Consider the following 19,724-nt stretch of genomic DNA (forward strand, 5'->3'; position numbering starts at 1 on the left):
AACCAATATGGACCCGAACCCATGCAAGAAGAATTCTACCGCATCAAGCGCCTGCCCCCTTACGTCTTCGCCGAGGTGAACAGACTGAAGGCGGAGTACCGTGCGGCGGGTGTCGATATCATCGACTTTGGCATGGGCAACCCGGACATGGATACGCCGAGCCATATCGTCGACAAGCTGTGCGAAACGGTGCGCAAGCCGCGCACGCATCGCTACTCCTCCTCCAAGGGTATTCCCGGCCTTCGCAAGGCGCAGGCTGGATATTACGCCCGCCGCTTCGGCGTGAAGCTCGACCCTGAAACGGAGGTCATCGCCACCCTCGGCTCCAAGGAAGGGCTGGCGAACCTCGCGATGGCAATTACTGCGCCCGGCGACGTGATGCTGGTGCCGAACCCCAGCTATCCTATCCATCCCTACGGTTTCATGATTGCCGGTGGCACGCTGCGGCACATCCAGACGCTGGAAGATGGCGTCTTCAACCCGGAAGCCTACATGCGGGCGTTGGACCGCGCGGTGCTGCATTCGGTGCCGAAACCGGTGGCGCTGGTCGTCAGCTTCCCATCCAACCCCACGGCGCAACTCGCCGACCTCGATTTCTATGCGGAGCTCGTGCGCTTCGCCAAGAAACACGAGATATGGGTTCTCTCCGATCTTGCGTATTCCGAGATTTACTTTGACGGCAACCCGCCGCCCTCCGTCCTTCAGATACAGGGTGCGAAGGATGTGGCCGTGGAATTCACCTCGCTGTCCAAAACCTACGCCATGCCCGGCTGGCGCATGGGCTTTGCCGTGGGCAACGAACGCCTGATCGGAGCCTTGACACGGATCAAGAGCTACCTCGACTATGGCGCTTTCACGCCGGTGCAGGTGGCCGCCGCTGCGGCGCTGAACGGGCCGGACGATTGCATCGAAGAGATCCGCGGAATCTACAAGTCCCGCCGTGACGTGCTGGTGGAGAGTTTTCGCCGCGCCGGCTGGGACGTGCCGCCGCCGCCGGCCACGATGTTCGCATGGGCGCCCCTGCCGGAGAAATTCGCGCCGCTGGGTTCGATGGAATTTTCCAAGATCCTGCTGAAGGAAGCGGAGGTCGCCGTCTCGCCTGGTGTCGGGTTCGGTGAGTACGGGGAAGGCTATGTGCGCCTCGGGCTGGTAGAGAATGAGCAGCGGGTGCGGCAGGCAGCACGCAACATCAAGCGCGTCATCGACAACGCAGACGAGATCCTTGCCCGCTACAGCCAGCTTTCGGCATGAGCGCGGAGGACGACGCGCACCAGAAGGCGGAAACGTTCTGGACCGTGGCCGAACTGGAGAAGCAGGGCGTGACGGCGGGCGAACCGGTCGATCTCGACCTCGATTTCCGCCCTGGCGAGAGCGCGGACGCGCAGACCGCGATCCGGGCGCTGAAGATGTTCGGCTACAGTGCCGAAACCGCCTCCGACGGGGGCCTGTCGATCACCGTGCCCGAAGTGCCCTTCACGGCGGAGGATATCTGGCTGCACGAGGAGCGCTGCACCACCATCGTGCGCGAGCGTGGGTTCCTACCCGACGGCTGGGGCTTTTCGGCCTGAGCCCATTTGCGCAACTTTTTCGTTGCATATAACTCCCGGCGGCGTATCTTTGCGCAACCATTTGGTTGCAACAAGGAGCCGCCGCCATGCTCTTTCCCACCAGCCGCGATACCGCGGATGCCATCACCCGCAGCATCGACCTTCAGGCCTCGCCCGCCCGCGTCTGGCGCGCGTTGACCACGCCCGAGGAATTCGGCGCGTGGTTCAACGTGACCTTCGAGACGGGTTTCGAAGTCGGGCAGGAGGCGCGCGGCACGCTCACAGAACCGGGCTACGAGGGGCTGCCGTGGATCGCCACCATCATCGAAATCACGCCGCAGACGGTCTTCGCGATGACATGGCACCCTTACGAGATCGACGAGGGCAAGGATTGTACGGAAGAGCCGCAGACACGGGTCGAATTCCGCCTCGAACGCCTGGGCACGGGCACACGGCTGACGGTTACCGAGTCCGGCTTTGCCCGCCTGCCCGACCACCGGCGCGACGAGGCGATGCGCTCCAACGCGGGCGGCTGGGAAGAGCAGCTTCGGCGGATCGGGGCTCATGTCGGAGGCTGAGCGCGCCATCCTGCGCCACGCCCCCGTCTTCGCCGCACTGGGAGAGCCGACGCGGCTGGCGCTGGTCGAGACCCTCAGCGACGGGCGCGGGCGCTCGATCACCGCGCTCACCGAAGGCGCGGGCATGAGCCGGCAGGCGGTAACCAAGCACCTGCGCACGCTGGAAGCCGCAGGCCTCGTGCAGGCGGCGAAGGACGGGCGCAGTACCGTCTACGCGCTGCGCCCCGAACCAATGGACGCGGCGCGCGCACATCTCGAAAGGGTCGGACGGCAATGGGATGCCGCCCTCGCCCGTCTTGCCGCCTTCGTCGACGGCCCGAAGGCCTGAGAGCGCCCCCCCGCGCGCCCATCGGGTCGTGGCGGGGTGGGCGGGCGGGCGCCACGACCCGATGGGCGCGCGGGGTGGCGTGCGGTGCCTCACGGCGGTTGCAGCCGTGCCGGTGGCAAGCTACACCCGCGCGAAACGTTTCACTCGCGAGGAACTTCCCTGATGAGCACCCCCCTTCGCATCGGCATCGCCGGCCTCGGCACCGTCGGCCTCGGCGTCATCGACATTCTGCGGACGCACGCGACCACGATCGCCATGCGGGCGGGGCGGCCGGTGGAAATCACCGCGATTTCGGCCCGCAGTCGCAGGGATCGAGGAATCGACCTGTCGGCCTATGCGTTCGAGGCCGATCCGGCCGACCTCGCGACCCGTGACGATGTCGACCTGGTGGTGGAGGTTATCGGCGGCGAGAACGGCCCGGCGAAGGAAACGGTCGAGGCGGCACTGGCTTCCGGCAAGCATGTAGTCACGGCCAACAAGGCGCTTATGGCCCGCCACGGCACCGCCCTTGCCGCACTTGCCGAACGTCACGGCGCCTGCCTGCGCTACGAAGCCGGCGTTGCCGGCGGCATTCCCGTGGTCAAGGCGCTGACCGAGGGGCTCGCGGCCAATGCGGTCACCCGGGTAATGGGCGTGATGAACGGCACCTGCAATTACATCCTGACGAAGATGGAGGCGACCGGCGAAGATTATTCCGATGTGCTGACCGAAGCGCAGGCACTTGGCTACGCCGAGGCCGACCCGGCCTTCGATGTCGGCGGCATGGACGCGGCCCAGAAGCTGGCGCTGCTGACCATCGCCGCCTTCGGCACCCATGTCGATATCGACGCCGTCAAGGTCGAGGGTATCGAGCAGGTGACGCTGACCGACATCCGCTATGCCCGCGATCTCGGCTACCGGATCAAGCTGCTGGGCGTCGCCCGGAGCGGCGACGGTGCCGTCGAAGTGCGGATGCAGCCATGCCTCGTGCCCGCACAGTCGCCCATCGGCCAACTGGAGAGCGTCGTCAATATGGTGGTCATCGAAGGTGATTTCGTCGGCCAGACGGTGTTTCAGGGCCCCGGTGCCGGTGCCGGCCCCACCGGCTCCGCCGTGGTGGCGGACATCATCGACATCGCCCGCGATATCCGCGTGCCGACCTTCGGCGTGCCAGTGGCCGACCTGCGCGAGTACCCCACGACAACAGCGGGCAGTCCGGCCACCTATTACCTGCGACTGACGCTGGAAGACCGGCCCGGCATGCTTGCCAAGGTGGCGGCCGCGCTCGGCCAGCACGGGATTTCGATCAACCAGATGCGGCAGACGGAACATGAGGGCGGCTCCGCCCCCGTTCTGATCGTCACCCATGCCTGCCTCCGCCAGGACCTGGACAAGGCGCTGGACGAGATCACCGGCCAGTCGATGTGCCAGGACACGCCGGTGGCCTACCGCATCGAGACGGTCTGAGCGGCGGGCGATCAGCCGCACTTCCTTTGATCGGGCAACTTGTGTAGACGGATAGCACGTGTTTTAGCCCTGACACAAAGGACCCTGCTGCCATGCCTGATATCGAACTTTTCGCCGACCGGATGTTGTCGCTCGGCCTCGCCCGCGTTTCCGAGGCGGCCGCCATTGCATCTGCCAAACTGATTGGCTCCGGTGACGAGAAAGCTGCCGATCAGGCCGCCGTGGACGCCATGCGCACCCAGCTCAACCGCCTCGACATCAAGGGCGTCGTCGTTATCGGCGAAGGCGAGCGCGACGAGGCGCCGATGCTGTTCATCGGCGAGGAAGTCGGTACCGGCAACGGCCCCGGCGTCGATATCGCCCTCGATCCGCTGGAAGGCACGACCCTGACAGCCAAGGACATGCCCAACGCGCTGGCCGTGATCGCCATGGGCCCGCGCGGCTCGATGCTGCATGCCCCGGACGTCTATATGGACAAGCTCGCCATCGGGCCGGGCTACCCCGAGGACGTGGTAACGCTGGACATGAGCCCAACCGACAGGATCGAGCGGCTTGCACTCGCCAAGAAATGCAAACCCAGCGACATCATGTGCTGCGTGCTGGAACGCCCCCGCCACCAGGACCTGATTGCCGAGGTTCGCGCGACCGGTGCCCGCATCCGCCTGATCACCGATGGTGACGTCGCCGGCGTGATCCACTGCGCCGAGCCGGACAAGACCGGCATCGACATCTACATGGGCTCCGGCGGAGCGCCCGAGGGCGTGCTGGCTGCCGCCGCGCTGAAATGCATGGGTGGCCAGATCCAGGGACGTCTGCTGTTTCGCAACGATGACGAGAAGGGCCGGGCCAAGAAGGCCGGGATCAAGGATCTCGACAGGATCTACAAGCGCGACGACATGGTGACGCAGGACGTGATCTTCGCCGCTACCGGCGTGACGGATGGCAGCCTGCTGCGCGGCGCCCGCCGCGATGGCGACTATCTGGAAACCGAGACCATCCTGATGCGCTCCAAGACCGGCTCTGTCCGCCGGCTGTTCTACCGCCAGAACAACATGTGAGGCAGGATGGCCCGGAAAGTCGGCTTCAGCGAAGATAACGAGGCAGCGCGGCCGGTGCCGCGCAGCGAACAGGCGACCAGCGCTGAAGCACCTCTACGCCCCGGGCCGGGCCTCGTGGTCTTCGCGCTGATCTTGCTGGCGATCGTGGGCATGGGGCTGGCGGTGCTGCTCATCTCGCTCAGCCGCGGCTCCCTGCCCGGCATCGTCTTTGGCATGATGTTCACCGTCGCCGCCACCTCCATCGGCGTCAGCGCATTCATCAAAAGCTTTCGTGCCGGGCGCGAGGCCGCCCGCAACAGCGACTGGCGGCGGGATACGCGGACACGGGACGAAGCGTGAGTGCGTTTCTGGATGTCGGGCAGTCGCTGACCGGGCGGGTCTGGCGCGGACCGGAGGATGATCTGCGGCGCCGGGCGGAAGCACTGGCCCAGCAGACCGGCCACAGTGAGCATGTCTGCCTGCTGCTGGCCCGACAGGGCGTGACGGCAGATGAAGCCGAGGGATATCTGGCTCCATCGCTGCGCAACCTGATGCCGGACCCCTCCTCCCTCAGAGACATGGACACCGCGGTTGCGGCGCTGACGTCGGCCGTGCGCGGCGGCGGTCGGATAGCGATCTTCGCTGATTACGATGTCGATGGCGGTGCCTCGGCGGCGTTGCTGATCGACTGGCTGCGGCAGATGGGCCATCAGGCCACGCTCTACATCCCCGACCGGATCGACGAAGGCTACGGCCCGAACGATACGGCCATGGAAATGCTGGCTGAGAACCATGACCTGATCATCTGCGTCGATTGCGGCACCCTCAGCCACGCGCCGATCGCCGCCGCGAAGGCACGCGGAGCGGAGGTGATCGTGCTCGACCATCACCTCGGCGGCGAGACGCTGCCGGACTGCGCGGCGGTCGTGAACCCCAACCGCCAGGACGAAATCACACCGCTGACCTATCTCTGCGCCGCCGGTGTGGTGTTCATGGCACTGGTCGCCGCCAACCGGACACTGAAGGCGGACGGCGCTCGGGTGCCGAACCTGCTGCCGATGCTGGACCTCGTGGCACTGGCGACCGTGGCGGATGTTGCGCCACTGCTGGGTCTGAACCGGGCCTTCGTGCGGCAAGGGCTGACGGTGATGAGCCACCGGCAGAGGGTGGGCCTGACCGCGTTGGCCGATGTCGCCGGGCTGAAGACGGCACCAGCGGCCTATCACCTCGGCTTTCTGCTCGGCCCCCGTGTCAATGCCGGCGGCCGGATAGGCGCCGCCGATCTCGGCGCCCGCCTTCTGGCCACCGAGGACCCGCGCGAGGCGGAGGCACTGGCCCGCCGCCTCGACGACCTCAACGGCGAGCGCCGCGCCATCGAGGCCGCGGTGCTCGAAGATGCTCAGGCGCAGGCGGAAGCCCGTGGCGCCGAGGGCCCGCTCGTCTGGGCGGCGGGCGAGGGTTGGCACCCTGGCGTCGTCGGCATCGTCGCATCGCGGCTGAAGGAGAGCTTCAATCGTCCGGCGGTGGTGATCGGGCTGGAAAATGGCATCGGCAAGGGCTCCGGGCGCTCCGTCGCCGGGGTCGATCTGGGCGCTGCGATTGCGACTTGCACGCGCGAGGGCCTGCTTGCCAAGGGCGGCGGTCACAAGATGGCGGCGGGGTTGACGGTGGCGCAGGCGCAGCTTGAACCGGCGATGGCACGGCTGGCGGAACTGCTTGAGCGGCAGGGCGCAGCCACCGAGGGGCCGCGTGATCTGTCGATCACCGGGCTGCTCTCCTGCACCGCAGCCACGGCCGACCTGATTTCCGAACTCGAAACCGCTGGCCCATTCGGTGCGGGCGTCTCCGCCCCGCGTTTCGCCCTGCCCGCCCAGCGAATTGCCTTCGCCAAACGCGCAGGCGAAACCCACCTGCGCCTGTCGTTCCGAGATGCCACGGGATCGCTAGACGCCATCGCCTTCCGCGCCTTCGACGGCCCGCTCGGCCCGGCGTTGGAAGCCCACGGCGGCCGCGCCTTCCACCTTGCCGGCCGGCTGGAAATCGATGACTGGGGCGGGCGGCGAAAGGCCAAGCTGCGGCTGGAGGACGCCGCCCCGGCCGACTGAATTTTTGCGTTTTGGATCAAAAAGGCGCTTGAACCCCTCGCGCCGTTCCATTAGTCACTCCCGCACGGCAGAGCGATGCGCCCATCGTCTAGCGGTCTAGGACGTCGCCCTTTCACGGCGAAAACACGGGTTCGAGTCCCGTTGGGCGTACCACTCTGCTGTAAATCCCCCCGTTTTCTTTGGCGCCCGGCTCCGTAATTTACGGACGTGTCAGGGTTACGCTCTTCCCCGCCTCCACCGACTGCCAGTCTCCTGCCGTTCCGTCCGGCCAGATCGCGCGCACCTCTGCGGTGTCCGCACCGCCCATTCCGAAGTGCAGCGGCAACAGGGCACCGCCGGCGTGGCCACCGCCGACGCGGCGACTTTTGTGGAGTATGCGGTCGCCCAGGCGCATCTCGACGCTGGCACCGACGGCGAATGCGTTGGGGCCGTCCTGCCGGAGGTCGACCGTCACGAAATTGGCCATTGGCCGGCCCGCGAACAAGCGCACGGGCTGGTTGCGGTTGATAGTCAGCAGGTCGAGCGCGCCGTCACCGTTGATGTCCTGGAAAACCGCCCCGCGGCCCTTGGTATCGACGGCGATACCGGCCTCGTAGCCCACTTCGCGGAAGCCGTCCTCGCCGCCGAGCAGCAGGCTGTCGGGGTCGAAACCGGCCATGCGCGGCATCTCGTCAACATTGCCCTTGATGATCAGCAGGTCACTCCAGCCGTCATTGTTGGCATCGCCGAATTCCGTATGCCAGGCCGTCGAGGGACGCACATCCGGGCCTACGGGCGGGCGCTGTGCGGTGGTGCCGAGTTCGCGGGCGATGTTCTCGAACGCTGGGGCATCACCTTCGCGCAGGTGTTCCATCCGGTTGTCGGCCATGGATGTGACAACGATCTCGGGCCTGGGATCGCCGGTGATATCCTCCGCCGCCAGCCCCATGCCCCAGAGTGAGACGTCGTCCCAGCCGTCGTCCCTGCCGTACTCGGCCACGCCATCCTCCGTCAGGCGGAAGAGTTGCTCGGATTGGCCGCGGTCATAATATTCGCGGTCGTTGGCAAGGCGCAGATCAATGCGGCCCGTTCCCGACCAGTCGAGGAACAGTGCGGACAGAGTACAGGCCCCCTTGCCGAGTGACACGGGCCGGCCATAGACGCCGCCCTGCGGGCGCAGGATGTAGGACGGTTCGCAGTTCTCCCTCTCCTGCAAGGGCCGGTCGCGCGGGACGTAGTTGCCCACAAACAGCGTTGGCAGATCGGCGCCATCTTCCCACGTGGCAGCGAAGGCGGTGGTCCAATCCTTTGCCTGCGGCAGGGCCAGCGCATCGGTAGCATCCTCGAATCGGCAATTGCCAAGACCGCGCATGGCAAGATTGCGGCCGAAACGCAGGACGAAGAGGTCCAGCACCCCGTCTCCGTCAAAATCCAGTGGATAGACGCCGGTAGTGGCGAGGACCGGTTCGACCAGCGGGCCCTCCGCCCGTTCGAAGGAAGGTGGTCGGCCCGGCCGACCGGTATTGCGCCAGAGCGTCAGTGGCTGCTCCGCCCCGGCAATCGCCAGTTCCGGCAGCAGATCACCGTCGCAGTCGAAGGCCGCCGCCCCGCCGCCGACGACATACGCCTCACCGCCCTCGTAAGCATGGGAAAGTCCCGCCACTGCGGTGGCGTCAACGAATACCGGCACCTCCCCCGCTGCGGCTACTCCGCCGCAGAGCGCGGCTGCCCCAAGGAGGCAAGCGCCAGTTCGGTGATACCTTCCAGTGCCAGCGCGGCGGCGCCTTTGGCCCATAGCACGTCTCCCCATTCATGTACCCGCACGTCCGGCGGAGCATCGTCCACCTTGATGATATTGGCCCGCATTTCGGCCATCACCGCTTCGTCATACAGGTATTCGTAGCGCATGGCCGTGCCCGACAGCACGATCAGCGACGGATCGAAGATATTGACGACATTGGCAAGGCCGAGGCCGAACATCCGCCCAGCGCGTCGGAATATCTCCAGTGCCCGCGCGTTGCCACCGCGGGCCTCGGCGTAGAGCGCATCCATCCGTGCGCCGGCGTCGCCAAGACGCTGGCCGGCGTCCAGTACAAGGTTGGCCTCCCTCAGCAGTGCGTATTCGGCGACATAAGCTTCCAGGCAGCCGCGCTGGCCGCAGGAACACAATGCGCCGTCCAGCGCCACCTTCGTGTGCCCAAGTTCCGCGCCGCGGCGGCGCGAGCCCCGATATAGCTTGCGGTCAATGACTATTCCCATGCCGAGGCCGTTTTCCAGCGTCACGGTGACGAAATCGCGTTTCTCGCGGCCCATGCCGAACCATAGTTCAGCCATGGCGATGAGGTTCGCGTCATTCTCCACGAACACCGGGCAGGCGAAGTGGCGGGAGAGCAGTTCCGTCAGCCGGACATCGCGACGGTCGAAGGCGCGGGACCAGTGGACGAGACCGCGCGGACCATCGACAAACCCGGCAACGCCGAGGCAGATGCCCGAAATTTCCTCCAGCCGCATCTCCGCCTTGCCGCACGCATCCTGCACGGCCTTGGCGACATAGGTTGCGACACGGTCCGGCGACATGCCGCCGCCGGGAATGGGATACTCAGCCTCCGCCAAGGTTTTGCCGGCAAAGTCCAGCACGGCGGTTGTGATCGTTCTGTCCGCCAGCTTGGCGCCGATGACACGATGGGCACATCCACGAATGCGCAGGTTCACGCGCGGGCGTCCACGGCGCGTCGGGCCGGTAACGCCCGGGGCATCCTCGATCAGACCGGCCAGTATCAATTCAGATGTCACCGCCGTCACGGTCGCAGGGCTGAGGCCGGTCTGACGGGAGATATCGACCCGCGCGATCTCCGGTGCGGAACGCATCGCCGCCATCACCAGAGCGGCGTTGCTGGGCCCGGCTTCCGCGAGGTTCGGCACTTCTATCGCGCGATCTTCTTCCAGAGCGTCCTCCCCGACGTTCGCAGCGATGTGGCGGCATTTAATTCGAATGGCGAATTTAATAGCCCGCCAAACCCGCCGCCCTGCACTTGTTTCGCGCTGATCCGGCAGGATCGCATGATCCGCTCTTACATCCGGAGCCTGCAGTCCGTCAAATTAATTTGACATCGAAATTAAATGCGGGGATAGACTGAGGTATCGGGTCCGAACATCAGAATCAGAACCTGAGCAAACGGGATACCAAGGGAGGTCACCCCATGAATTTCAAGAAAACCGCCGCCGCGGCGGCGCTTGCTATTGGCGTAAGCACCGTTTCCTTCACGGCAGTTCAAGCCCAGACAATCGGCGTGAGCTGGTCCAACTTCCAGGAAGAGCGCTGGAAAACCGATGAAGCGGCGATCCGCGAAGCGCTCGACGCAGCCGGTGCGGAATACATCTCGGCCGACGCGCAGAGCTCCTCCTCCAAGCAGCTTTCCGACATCGAGGCGCTGATCGCACAGGGTGCCGACGCGCTGATCATCCTCGCGCAGGACAGCCAGGCCATCGGCCCCGCAGTGCAGGCTGCCGCCGATGAAGGCATCCCCGTCGTCGGTTACGACCGCCTGATCGAAGATCCGCGCGCCTTCTACCTGACGTTCGACAACGTGGAAGTCGGTCGCATGCAGGCCCGTGCGGTGCTCGAAGCCGCGCCGGAAGGCAACTACGTGATGATCAAGGGTTCGCCCACCGATCCGAACGCCGATTTCCTTCGTGGCGGCCAGCAGGAAGTGCTGCAGGAAGCCATTGACGCCGGCAAGATCACCATCGTCGGCGAAGCCTATACCGATGGCTGGCTGCCCGCGAACGCCCAGCGCAACATGGAGCAGATCCTGACGGCGCAGAACAACGAAGTCGACGCCGTAGTCGCCTCCAATGACGGCACCGCTGGCGGCGCCGTTGCCGCCCTCACCGCGCAGGGCATGGAAGGCATTCCCGTCTCCGGTCAGGATGGTGACCACGCCGCGCTCAACCGCGTTGCAGCCGGTACGCAGACAGTCTCCGTCTGGAAAGACGCACGCGATCTCGGCCGCGCGGCCGGTGAAATCGCGGTGGCCCTTGCCGGTGGCGCCGACATGTCCACAATCGAAGGCGCCGAGAAATGGACGTCTCCGGGCGGCACCGAACTGATCGCGAAGTTTCTCGCGCCGGTTCCCGTCACCAAGGACAACCTGACGGACGTTGTCGATGCAGGCTGGATCACGCAGGAAGCACTTTGCCAGGGCGTTTCCGACGGCCCGGCACCCTGCAACTGATCAGACCGATCAAAACCGCGCTGCCCCGACAAACGGGGCGGCGCACCCTCTGAAGCGGGCCCCAGGCGCCACTTCACCGAACCGCAGGGAGCGTGTTCATGGCTGACACCACACAAACAAGCGTAACCGGACAGAGCGACGCGAGCACTCCGAAGCCCAAGAGCTTCCTGGCCGCGCTGGACCTTGATCTGCGCCTTCTCGGCATGGTCGGCGCATTCGTCCTGTTGTGCCTGATATTCAATGTTTTCACCGATGGCCGGTTCCTGACGCCGCGCAACATATTCAACCTCACGATCCAGACCGTATCCGTTGCCATCATGGCCACCGGCATGGTCTTCGTTATCGTTACCCGCCACATCGACCTGTCCGTCGGCTCGCTGCTGGCCACCTGCGCTGCGGTCATGGCCGTAACGCAGACGCAGATCCTACCCGGCACCTTCGGCCTTCCACTCGGCCACCCCGCGATCTGGATACTGGCGATCATCGCCGGTGTCATCGTCGGTGCGCTGATCGGTGCCTTCCATGGCTGGCTGGTGGGTTACCTCGGCATCCCTGCATTCATTGTCACCCTCGGTGGCCTGCTGGTCTGGCGAAACGTTGCCTGGTTCATCACCGATGGCCAAACAATTGGCCCGCTGGACGAGACATTCAAGATGATCGGCGGCATTGGCGGTACGCTGGGAACCTTCTGGTCCTGGGTGTTCGGCTTCGCTTCCGTTGTGGCGGTGCTGTTCATGATCTGGGCGTCACGACGCCGCAAGCTCAGCCATGACTTCCCGGTCAAGCCTCTTTGGGCCGAGTGCGCCATTGCCGGCATCGCCTCTGCCGCGATCCTCGGCTTCGTCGCGATCCTTAACGCCTACCAGGTGCCGGAGCGGGTTCTCGCCCGCAGCTTCGCCGCCCGCGGGCAGGAAATGCCGGAAGGCTATACCGCCGGCTACGGCCTGCCGCTTTCCGTGCTCTTGCTGATCGTCGTCGCTGTGGCGATGACCGTGATTGCCCAGCGCACCCGGCTTGGCCGGTACATCTTCGCCACCGGCGGCAACCCCGATGCGGCAGAACTCTCCGGCATCAACACCCGGCTGCTGACCGTTAAGATCTTCGCGATCATGGGCATGCTCTGCGCGCTCGCCGCTGCCGTTGCCTCGGCTCGCCTCGGCTTCTCGACCAACGATATCGGCACGCTGGACGAATTGCGCGTCATCGCCGCCGCAGTGATCGGCGGCACCGCCCTCGCTGGCGGTGTCGGCACCATCTACGGGGCAATCCTAGGCGCGCTGATCATGCAATCGCTGCAATCGGGCATGGCCATGGTCGGCGTCGATGCTCCGCTGCAGAACATCGTCGTCGGCGCCGTACTGGTGGCTGCCGTGCTTATCGACATCATCTATCGCCGCCGCGTGGGAGACTGAGCCATGACGACACCTATGGTCGAAATGAAAGACATGTGCATCAGCTTCGGCGGGGTGCAGGCCGTGGATCACGTCAGCGTCGATCTGCATCCCGGAGAGGTCGTGGGCCTGCTGGGCCACAACGGCGCCGGTAAATCCACCCTCATCAAAATGCTATCCGGCGCCTACAAACCCGACAGCGGCGAGATTCGCGTCAATGGCAAACCGGTGACAATCAATTCTCCCCGCGATGCCCGCGCCCACAACATCGAGACGATCTACCAAACGCTCGCGCTGGCTGATAACCTCGACGCCGCTTCCAATCTGTTCCTCGGGCGCGAACTGGTGACGCCGCTGGGCTTTGTCGATGACGATGCGATGGAGGCGGAGACGCGCCGGATCATGGGGCGTCTCAATCCGAACTTCCAGAAGTTCAACGCCCCGGTGAAGGCGCTCTCCGGCGGCCAGCGGCAATCGGTTGCCATATCCCGCGCCGTCTACTTCAACGCCAAGATCCTGATTATGGACGAACCGACGGCAGCCCTCGGCCCTCAGGAAACCAAGATGGTTGCCGAACTGATCCAGGAACTGAAGAAACAGGGCCTCGGCATCTTTCTGATCGACCATGACGTGCGCGCAGTGATGGAGCTTTGCGACCGGGCGAGCGTAATGAAAAACGGCAAACTTGTCGGCACTGTCAACATCTCCGACGTCACAGAGGATGATCTGCTGTCGATGATCATCCTCGGCAAACAGCCGGAGAAGAAGGCCTCCTGAGCCGATGCGCACAGCCGCCGCTCTCCTGTTCCTGCTGCTCTCAGCCTGCGCCCCGCAACCGGGCGCGGCCAGCAGGACAGAAATCTCCCCTGCCGATATGTCGGCCCTGCGCGACTGCGCCACCATCACACCGCGCTGCACCGGTTTCGCCGGGCTGGCGGCGCGTCTGCCATCGATCTGCTCGCCGGAAGGCTGCTTCGGCACCAGCGACGCTGAAACCCTCGTAGCCGTGCCCCGTGACGGCGGCGCGATCTGTGGCTTTCGGGCCGTCCGAGGCCCCACCTCTTTCGCGATTTTCGGAATCTGGCACGTGCAGGCGGACGGCACGCGCCTGTACCGGAACGCTAGGTTCCTACACCCCGCCGAAGCGGCGAGGCTGCGAAATCTGGGCGATGTCGTTAAGGAATGCGACGCCATTTCGGTGTGAAATGGCCTTGGAAGCGCCCCAATCCCCTTACGCTTCGTAAACTTATCGGGCGCAGGATGTTCTCATCGGAACCAGTACCTTAACCGGTCTTCCATTACGGGAACTCTGCCATGTCACTTCTCAAGTTGATGAATCCCCTGCCCGAACGGGCCACGCCCCATCGTCGGGCTTACGTTAACCCCACGACCACGAACCGCGATTTCTACACGTTTCTGTCCGGCCTGACAGATGACTTTCTCGCCATTCAGGGGCGCCGTCGGCTGATCAACCTGCCACCACGCCACCTCGACACGGTTCGGCAGGCGCTGCGTATCGTCATTCGTGACGCAAAAGAACTGGATGTCTTCCGCCTCACCAAATCCGCGGAAGAACTGGATACTGCGCTGGAGCATATCCAGATGGATGCCCACGGCTACACCCAGCGCTTCGATCTGCGTCGCCTGTTCGACGGTTTCCTCGACGAGGCACGGCGCACCCTGGCCGAAATCGAATCCGGAGAGACCGGGAATGGTCGCACCAAGTCTGACGACCGGCCCCTTGTGCTGGTCGTCGACGATGAGCCGCATGTTCATCGCCTGATAGAACGCGCGATTGCCCGCGACGTGGAGGTGCTGAATGTCGTCAACTGTCTCGGCGCCCTCGCGACGCTGAAGACGCATCGTCCGGATCTCATCATCCTCGATGAGAGCCTGCCGGACATGCGCGGCACCGACTTCCTGAAAACCATCAAGTCGCAGAAAGAGCTCGCCAATATTCCTGTGATAATGCTTTCCAACAGCAACGATGACGACACGGTGGTCGCGGGGTTGTGCAACGGTGCGCTGGACTTCTTGTCAAAGGACATGAAGACGCTCGCCCTGCGCCCGCGCATCATGGAAATTCTGGAACATGGCCGCACCCGCCTGACGGGCCACCGCACCGCCTGATGGCGGTGGGCGGCCGCTTCGGTCACGCCGGCCAACTCCAGTTGCTGGCCGCCCCTTCGGACATGCTTCCGCTGCGCAGGTTCGCGACACAGCGCAGCGGAAGACGCCAACGGCCTGAGCCGGCCCTCAGGCCGCGTCGTTTCCCTTCAACACGCCCCGCGCGATCTGATCGGCCTCTATCGACTCGAACAGCGCCTTGAAGTTGCCCTCGCCGAAACCGTCGTCGCCTTTGCGCTGGATGAACTCGAAGAAGATCGGGCCGATGACGGTTTTCGAGAAGATCTGCAACAGAATCTTCGTCTCGCCTCCGCCGACAACGCCTTCACCGTCGATCAGGATGCCGTGCTCCTGCATGCGATCCAGCGGTTCCTCGTGGCCCTGCACCCGTTCGTAGCTCAGTGCATAATAGGTTTCGGGCGGTTTCGGCATGAACCGGATGCCGTTGGCAGCAATCCGGTCAACGCTTTCATAAATCGTTTCCGTCGCCACGGCGATGTGCTGAATACCTTCGCCGTTGTAGCGCTTCAGATACTCAACGATCTGCCCGGTTTCGCCCCGATCTTCATTGATCGGGATGCGGATACGACCGCAGGGGGAGGTCAACGCGCGGGAAAGCAGGCCGGTGAACTTGCCCTCGATATCGAAGAACCTGATTTCCTTGAATCCGAAGATCTCGCCGTAGAAGCGAAACCAAGTATCCATGTTGCCCTTGTGGACATTGTGGGTCAGGTGATCGAGGTAGTAGAAGCCGACGCCTTCGGGTTTTTCCGGGACACCTTCGATCCAGTCGTACTCATCCGCGTAAGGGTTGGCACCACCGCCGTACTGGTCGATAAAATAGAGAAGACTGCCGCCGATCCCGTAGATTGCCGGCACATCCAGCACCTTTCCTTCGCCCTCGTATGGCTTCGCACCCATCTTCACCGCCCGCTCGAAAGCATGATCGGCGTCAACCACGCGCCATGCCATCGACGGTGCGCAGGGCCCGTGTTCCTCCACGAATCGCTGGCCGAAACTGCCTTTTTCGGCGTTGACGACATAGGTGATGTCGCCCTGCTTCCACAGCGCGATATCCTTGGTCTTGTGCTTGGCCGCGCGAACGTAGCCCATCCGTGCGAACAGCTCTTCCAGCTCAGCCGGATTTTCGTGCGCGAACTCGACGAATTCGAACCCGTCCGTACCGGCCGGGTTCTGTTCAGTGATGGTGGAGCGCGGTGCGTCGTGCGGGAAAGGTCCCATTGATATCTCCTTCAGGCTTTGCGCCAGCATATCGCGGAAATGTTGCTTGGTTTGCGCATCCTGCATTGCTTTTTGGCAGTATTGCGCGATACTTCCGCACAAAATCCTATTTTCATGCGGAATAGTAATGGCAGTAAACTTGGATTCGATGGATCGTACCCTCCTCCGTCTGCTTCAGCAGGATGGTCGCCTCACGGCACAGGAGCTGGCCGATCGGCTGCATCTGTCGCCATCGCAGGTGGGGCGGCGACGGCAGAGACTGGAGGCGGAAGGCTATATCGACACCTATCGTGCATCGCTGGACCCGAAACGGCTGGGCCTGACGGTGGAGGCATTCATCCGCATCGTGATGGCCACCCATACCGCCGAAAACGCGACGGACTTCCTGCGCCTCACCCGCGCCCGCGAGGAAATCACCGGGGCCTGGACGCTGACCGGCGAGGCTGATTACCTGCTCCGCGTCTACACGGTGGATCTCGCGGCGCTGAACCGGCTGGTGCAGGACGTGCTGCTGCCCCACCCCGCCGTCAGCCGTGTCCATTCCCAGATCGTGATGGAGCGGGTGAAACCTGATGCGCCGCTGCCGGTGTGAATGACACCGAAAACGACAGTTGCGCCGTCGCCATGAGAACAGACGCTGTCAGTGCTTGCCAATAGGCATCCTCCATTTTCGAAGGAGGCCGGCCGTTGCACATTCTTTCCCACTCCCGCCGCCTGCGGACCACGCCGTTCACCGCGCGGGTCGAAGCTGCAGGTGTTAAAGCCTACACCACCTACAACCATATGCTGTTACCCACCGTCTTTCGCTCTGTCGAAGAAGACTACCACCACTTGAAATCGGCGGTGCAGGTCTGGGATGTCGCCTGCGAAAGGCAGGTGGAGGTGCGCGGGCCGGATGCGGCGCGGCTGGTGCAGATGCTGACCCCACGCGACCTGCGCCCGATGGTCATCGGCCGCTGTTTCTATACGCCGATGGTCGATGAAACCGGCGGCATGCTCAATGATCCCGTCACGCTGAAGCTCGCCGAAGACCGGTACTGGATCTCCATCGCCGATAGTGACCTGCTGTTCTGGATCAAGGGTCTGGCCTACGGACGGGTTCTGGAAGTCGATGTGACGGAACCCGATGTCTCGCCCCTCGCGGTTCAGGGTCCGAAGGCGGAAGATCTGGTGGCGCGGGTGTTCGGCGAGGATATCCGCGATATTCGTTTCTTCAGGTTTCGCGAAGTCACCTTTGGCGGCCAGACGATGGTTCTTGCCCGTTCCGGCTATTCCCGACAGGGCGGTTTCGAAATCTATTGCACCTCAACCGCCCTCGGCCCGGCCCTCTGGGATGCATTGTTCGAAGCCGGTGCCGATCTCGATGTCCGACCCGGCTGCCCGAACCTGATCGAGCGTATCGAAGGTGGCCTGCTCTCCTACGGCAACGACATGACGCGTGAAAACACACCCCACGAAAGCGGGCTTGGCCAATTCTGCGACACGATCACCGCAATCGGCTGCTGTGGGCGAGATGCCCTTCTGCGCGTGGCACAGGAGGGGCCGATCCGGCAGATCCGCTATTTCTCCATCGATGGCACGGCACTACCACCGTGTCGCACTCCCTGGCCCATAACCGCGGGCGGCCGGCAGATCGGCCAGATCACATCCGCCGCATGGTCCCCCGGTTTTGCCACCAACGTTGCCATCGGCATGGTCCGCCTGTCGCACTGGGACGAAGGCACCAGCGTCACCATCGAGACACCGACCGGCCACCGCGAAGCACTGGTTCACGAGAAGCACTTTCTTGCCGCATGACCATCGAAAACAGAGGGCGCCGGGGAGATGCGTTGCTCCACCGGCGCCCTGACTGCTCGACAAACTCTTGCGCGCGTTACTGCGACTCAGCCAGCGGCCGTGACCAGACCTCCACCCGCCGGTTGATGTCCTTGCCGATTGGCGTGCCCGAACAAGCCAGCGGTGACAGCCCGCCATAACCGACGGCCCGCAGTGCCACATTTCGGCCTTCGAAATCCGGCCCGGCACCACGCACCTGTGCCACCACCGCCAGTGCATCGGCCTGAGCCCGTACCAGGCCATCCTCTGGCGCGGCGGCGAACTCATCCGTGAAACCCACGAACAACAATTCCCGGCCATCGAACCTGCCGGCTGCAATTTCCTCGGCCAACCGCCGCGCATCGGCCTTCGCCAGCACATCGCCGCCATTCTCGCTGTACGGCCTGAAAGTCGGCGAAATCCGCTCGGCGGCGATTAGTGTTTCCACCATTTCCCGCAACGGCTCCAGCAGCGCCTCCTGCGGCGGCGTCGCTACCGCTTCTGCCAGCCGCACCCGCTGATTTTCCAGCCCCTCCCGCGTGATCCGGTGGCCGATGTAACCCATCTCGCTCAACGCCTCCTGTCCCTCCTGCGATTGCAGATAGCGGATCAGTTCGGCCGCCAAGCCATCGGTCGCCGCATCCGGCCGCGTGTAGGCGTATAAATGGCGCGTCAGCGGATAGCGGCCTGTTTGCATCGCAAACGGCTCGGGCGCAGCAAACAGTCCACAAGGTTCCTCAAGCTCCAACGCCCGCGCACCGGCCGTTGCATAGAAACTCGTGACGCCAATGCTTCCGGGGAATGCCAGCACGGCATCGGCGATGCCGCGATCACTGTCCACGCCGATCACCCGCTGGGAAATGTCTTCGTCGTAAGGCTGCATGATGGCCGCGTTCAGGGCATCCCGCGTGCCGGAGCCGCTTTCCCGCGCGAAAACTGTGATCGGCAGGTTCGGCCCGCCAAGAGCTTCCCAATTTGTGATCTTGCCCGCAAAGACCCGCGCTATATCTCCCAGCCGGATGGAGGAAATGCCGACGGAAGAATCCGTCACAATGACAAGTCCATCCGTCGCCAGCACACTCTCCAACCCGGCGGCGCGCACGGCTGTCAGACCGCCGTCCAACAGGCGCCCCGCCTCCGTTTCGGTCATCGGGCGCGACACCAGCGCAATATCCGCCCGCCCGCTGATGAGGTCCTCGATGCCCTGTCGGGCACCGCCCGATATCGCCGCGAGGCTGATGACGGCGCCGGCTTCATTCGTCATCGTGTAGCGCCAGCCCGCCTGATCGTCGCCACCGCGGCTCAGGCTGCTGCCGGCGCGTGTCCGGCTGAAATGATCGAGAACGTCGGGCAGCATCCGTTCGATCAGGATATCGGACCCGGAGATCGCCACATCGCCGCGCGGCACGTCCGCCTGCGGCTCGTCTTGTGGCGCAGTGTCCTCCGCTTCTGGCGGTGGCGGGCAAGCAGCGCCGAAACACTCCACCTTTGCCTGCGGAAAACGCACAGTTCCCACGACCGTTGCGACGACGAGTTCATCGCCATCGACGGAGATCAGTTCACCCTCGACAGACATCAGCCCGTCAAGCGACTGCAACCGGACATTGTCCGCAAAGGCTGGTTGAAATGCGGTCCACAGCAGGGCCAGAAGGCCTGCTGTGATCGCGGGGGGGGAAGATTTCATACACTTGGCTCACGAATGTTCATATCCGGCTTCCCGGCACACACAAACACTCATTAAGCACTGATTGTTTTAGACAACATAAACAGTTAGCCGCCCAACTAAGGCGAAACTGTGGTCGTTTTCAGGCCGATAGCGGAATCGGGCTGAAATTTCGGCGTCTTAGCTCCACTTTGAGTTGCATCGGTAAAGAATGGGTTAACAGAGCCCGGC

General features: G+C 64.1%; 19 protein-coding genes and 1 tRNA gene. 16 read left to right on the top strand and 4 right to left on the bottom strand.

Going from position 1 to position 19,724, the window contains the following annotated elements; translation table 11 throughout:
• Positions 1 to 21 precede the first annotated feature (21 nt).
• The 9 genes from GO499_RS10780 to GO499_RS10820 all read left to right on the top strand — a co-directional run bounded on the left by GO499_RS10780 (position 22) and on the right by GO499_RS10820 (position 7,194).
• On the top strand, positions 22 to 1,251 hold the full coding sequence (locus GO499_RS10780; RefSeq protein ID WP_161862188.1) for an LL-diaminopimelate aminotransferase: 1,230 nt from the start codon (positions 22 to 24) through the stop codon (positions 1,249 to 1,251).
• Positions 1,248 to 1,568, top strand: a complete 321-nt coding sequence (locus GO499_RS10785) for a hypothetical protein (RefSeq protein ID WP_161862189.1) — start codon at positions 1,248 to 1,250, stop codon at positions 1,566 to 1,568. Before GO499_RS10780 ends, GO499_RS10785 begins: the two co-directional genes overlap by 4 nt.
• A gap of 86 nt (positions 1,569 to 1,654) precedes the next feature.
• Positions 1,655 to 2,125, top strand: a complete 471-nt coding sequence (locus GO499_RS10790) for an SRPBCC family protein (RefSeq protein ID WP_161862190.1) — start codon at positions 1,655 to 1,657, stop codon at positions 2,123 to 2,125.
• Positions 2,112 to 2,453 carry an ArsR/SmtB family transcription factor gene (locus tag GO499_RS10795; protein WP_161862191.1) on the top strand — a complete coding sequence of 114 codons (342 nt, stop codon included), beginning with the start codon at positions 2,112 to 2,114 and terminating at the stop codon, positions 2,451 to 2,453. Before GO499_RS10790 ends, GO499_RS10795 begins: the two co-directional genes overlap by 14 nt.
• A gap of 162 nt (positions 2,454 to 2,615) precedes the next feature.
• A complete protein-coding gene (locus tag GO499_RS10800) occupies positions 2,616 to 3,899 on the top strand; it encodes a homoserine dehydrogenase (RefSeq protein WP_161862192.1) in 1,284 nt (427 codons plus the stop codon).
• A 92-nt stretch (positions 3,900 to 3,991) separates the two neighbouring features.
• Positions 3,992 to 4,957 (top strand): class II fructose-bisphosphatase, encoded by a 966-nt coding sequence (glpX, locus tag GO499_RS10805; RefSeq protein WP_161862193.1) that lies wholly within the window; start codon positions 3,992 to 3,994, stop codon positions 4,955 to 4,957.
• A gap of 6 nt (positions 4,958 to 4,963) precedes the next feature.
• Positions 4,964 to 5,296: a hypothetical protein gene (locus tag GO499_RS10810; protein WP_161862194.1), complete on the top strand. Its 333-nt coding sequence runs from the start codon at positions 4,964 to 4,966 to the stop codon at positions 5,294 to 5,296.
• The gene (gene recJ / locus GO499_RS10815; protein WP_161862195.1) at positions 5,293 to 7,041 is read left to right on the top strand and encodes a single-stranded-DNA-specific exonuclease RecJ; all 1,749 of its coding nucleotides are present in this window, start codon (positions 5,293 to 5,295) and stop codon (positions 7,039 to 7,041) included. Before GO499_RS10810 ends, recJ begins: the two co-directional genes overlap by 4 nt.
• Positions 7,042 to 7,118: 77 nt before the next feature.
• Positions 7,119 to 7,194 (top strand) — tRNA-Glu (locus tag GO499_RS10820).
• Positions 7,195 to 7,240: 46 nt separating this feature from the next.
• Here the strand turns inward: GO499_RS10820 and GO499_RS10825 are convergent.
• Together GO499_RS10825 and GO499_RS10830 are read right to left on the bottom strand one after the other, a co-directional pair.
• Positions 7,241 to 8,710 carry a CRTAC1 family protein gene (locus GO499_RS10825; protein WP_284154688.1) on the bottom strand — a complete coding sequence of 490 codons (1,470 nt, stop codon included), beginning with the start codon at positions 8,708 to 8,710 and terminating at the stop codon, positions 7,241 to 7,243.
• A gap of 14 nt (positions 8,711 to 8,724) precedes the next feature.
• Positions 8,725 to 9,942, bottom strand: a complete 1,218-nt coding sequence (locus tag GO499_RS10830) for an ROK family protein (protein ID WP_284154689.1) — start codon at positions 9,940 to 9,942, stop codon at positions 8,725 to 8,727.
• A gap of 278 nt (positions 9,943 to 10,220) precedes the next feature.
• Here GO499_RS10830 and xylF point away from each other — a divergent pair, with 278 nt between their 5' ends.
• The 5 genes from xylF to GO499_RS10855 all read left to right on the top strand — a co-directional run bounded on the left by xylF (position 10,221) and on the right by GO499_RS10855 (position 14,776).
• Positions 10,221 to 11,255 (top strand): D-xylose ABC transporter substrate-binding protein, encoded by a 1,035-nt coding sequence (gene xylF, locus GO499_RS10835; RefSeq protein ID WP_161862197.1) that lies wholly within the window; start codon positions 10,221 to 10,223, stop codon positions 11,253 to 11,255.
• 98 nt (positions 11,256 to 11,353) lie between these two features.
• A complete protein-coding gene (locus GO499_RS10840; RefSeq protein ID WP_161862198.1) occupies positions 11,354 to 12,667 on the top strand; it encodes a sugar ABC transporter permease in 1,314 nt (437 codons plus the stop codon).
• Positions 12,668 to 12,670: 3 nt separating this feature from the next.
• Positions 12,671 to 13,423, top strand: a complete 753-nt coding sequence (locus tag GO499_RS10845) for an ATP-binding cassette domain-containing protein (RefSeq protein WP_284154690.1) — start codon at positions 12,671 to 12,673, stop codon at positions 13,421 to 13,423.
• Positions 13,424 to 13,427: 4 nt separating this feature from the next.
• A complete protein-coding gene (locus GO499_RS10850; protein WP_161862199.1) occupies positions 13,428 to 13,850 on the top strand; it encodes a hypothetical protein in 423 nt (140 codons plus the stop codon).
• 110 nt (positions 13,851 to 13,960) lie between these two features.
• Positions 13,961 to 14,776, top strand: coding sequence for a response regulator (locus GO499_RS10855; protein ID WP_161862200.1), 816 nt, complete (start codon positions 13,961 to 13,963; stop codon positions 14,774 to 14,776).
• 126 nt (positions 14,777 to 14,902) lie between these two features.
• Here the strand turns inward: GO499_RS10855 and hppD are convergent, their stop codons facing one another.
• Positions 14,903 to 16,015 (bottom strand): 4-hydroxyphenylpyruvate dioxygenase, encoded by a 1,113-nt coding sequence (gene hppD / locus GO499_RS10860; RefSeq protein ID WP_161862201.1) that lies wholly within the window; start codon positions 16,013 to 16,015, stop codon positions 14,903 to 14,905.
• A gap of 148 nt (positions 16,016 to 16,163) precedes the next feature.
• Here hppD and GO499_RS10865 point away from each other — a divergent pair, with 148 nt between their 5' ends.
• Both GO499_RS10865 and GO499_RS10870 read left to right on the top strand, forming a co-directional pair.
• Positions 16,164 to 16,607: an Lrp/AsnC family transcriptional regulator gene (locus tag GO499_RS10865; RefSeq protein ID WP_284154691.1), complete on the top strand. Its 444-nt coding sequence runs from the start codon at positions 16,164 to 16,166 to the stop codon at positions 16,605 to 16,607.
• A 95-nt stretch (positions 16,608 to 16,702) separates the two neighbouring features.
• Positions 16,703 to 17,812 (top strand): dimethylsulfoniopropionate demethylase, encoded by a 1,110-nt coding sequence (locus GO499_RS10870; protein WP_161862203.1) that lies wholly within the window; start codon positions 16,703 to 16,705, stop codon positions 17,810 to 17,812.
• A gap of 76 nt (positions 17,813 to 17,888) precedes the next feature.
• Here the strand turns inward: GO499_RS10870 and GO499_RS10875 are convergent, their stop codons facing one another.
• Complete coding sequence (locus GO499_RS10875; RefSeq protein WP_161862204.1) at positions 17,889 to 19,514, bottom strand: substrate-binding domain-containing protein; 1,626 nt, start codon at positions 19,512 to 19,514, stop codon at positions 17,889 to 17,891.
• Positions 19,515 to 19,724 lie beyond the last annotated feature (210 nt).

This window comes from Algicella marina (genome assembly GCF_009931615.1).
GTDB lineage: Bacteria > Pseudomonadota > Alphaproteobacteria > Rhodobacterales > Rhodobacteraceae > Algicella > Algicella marina.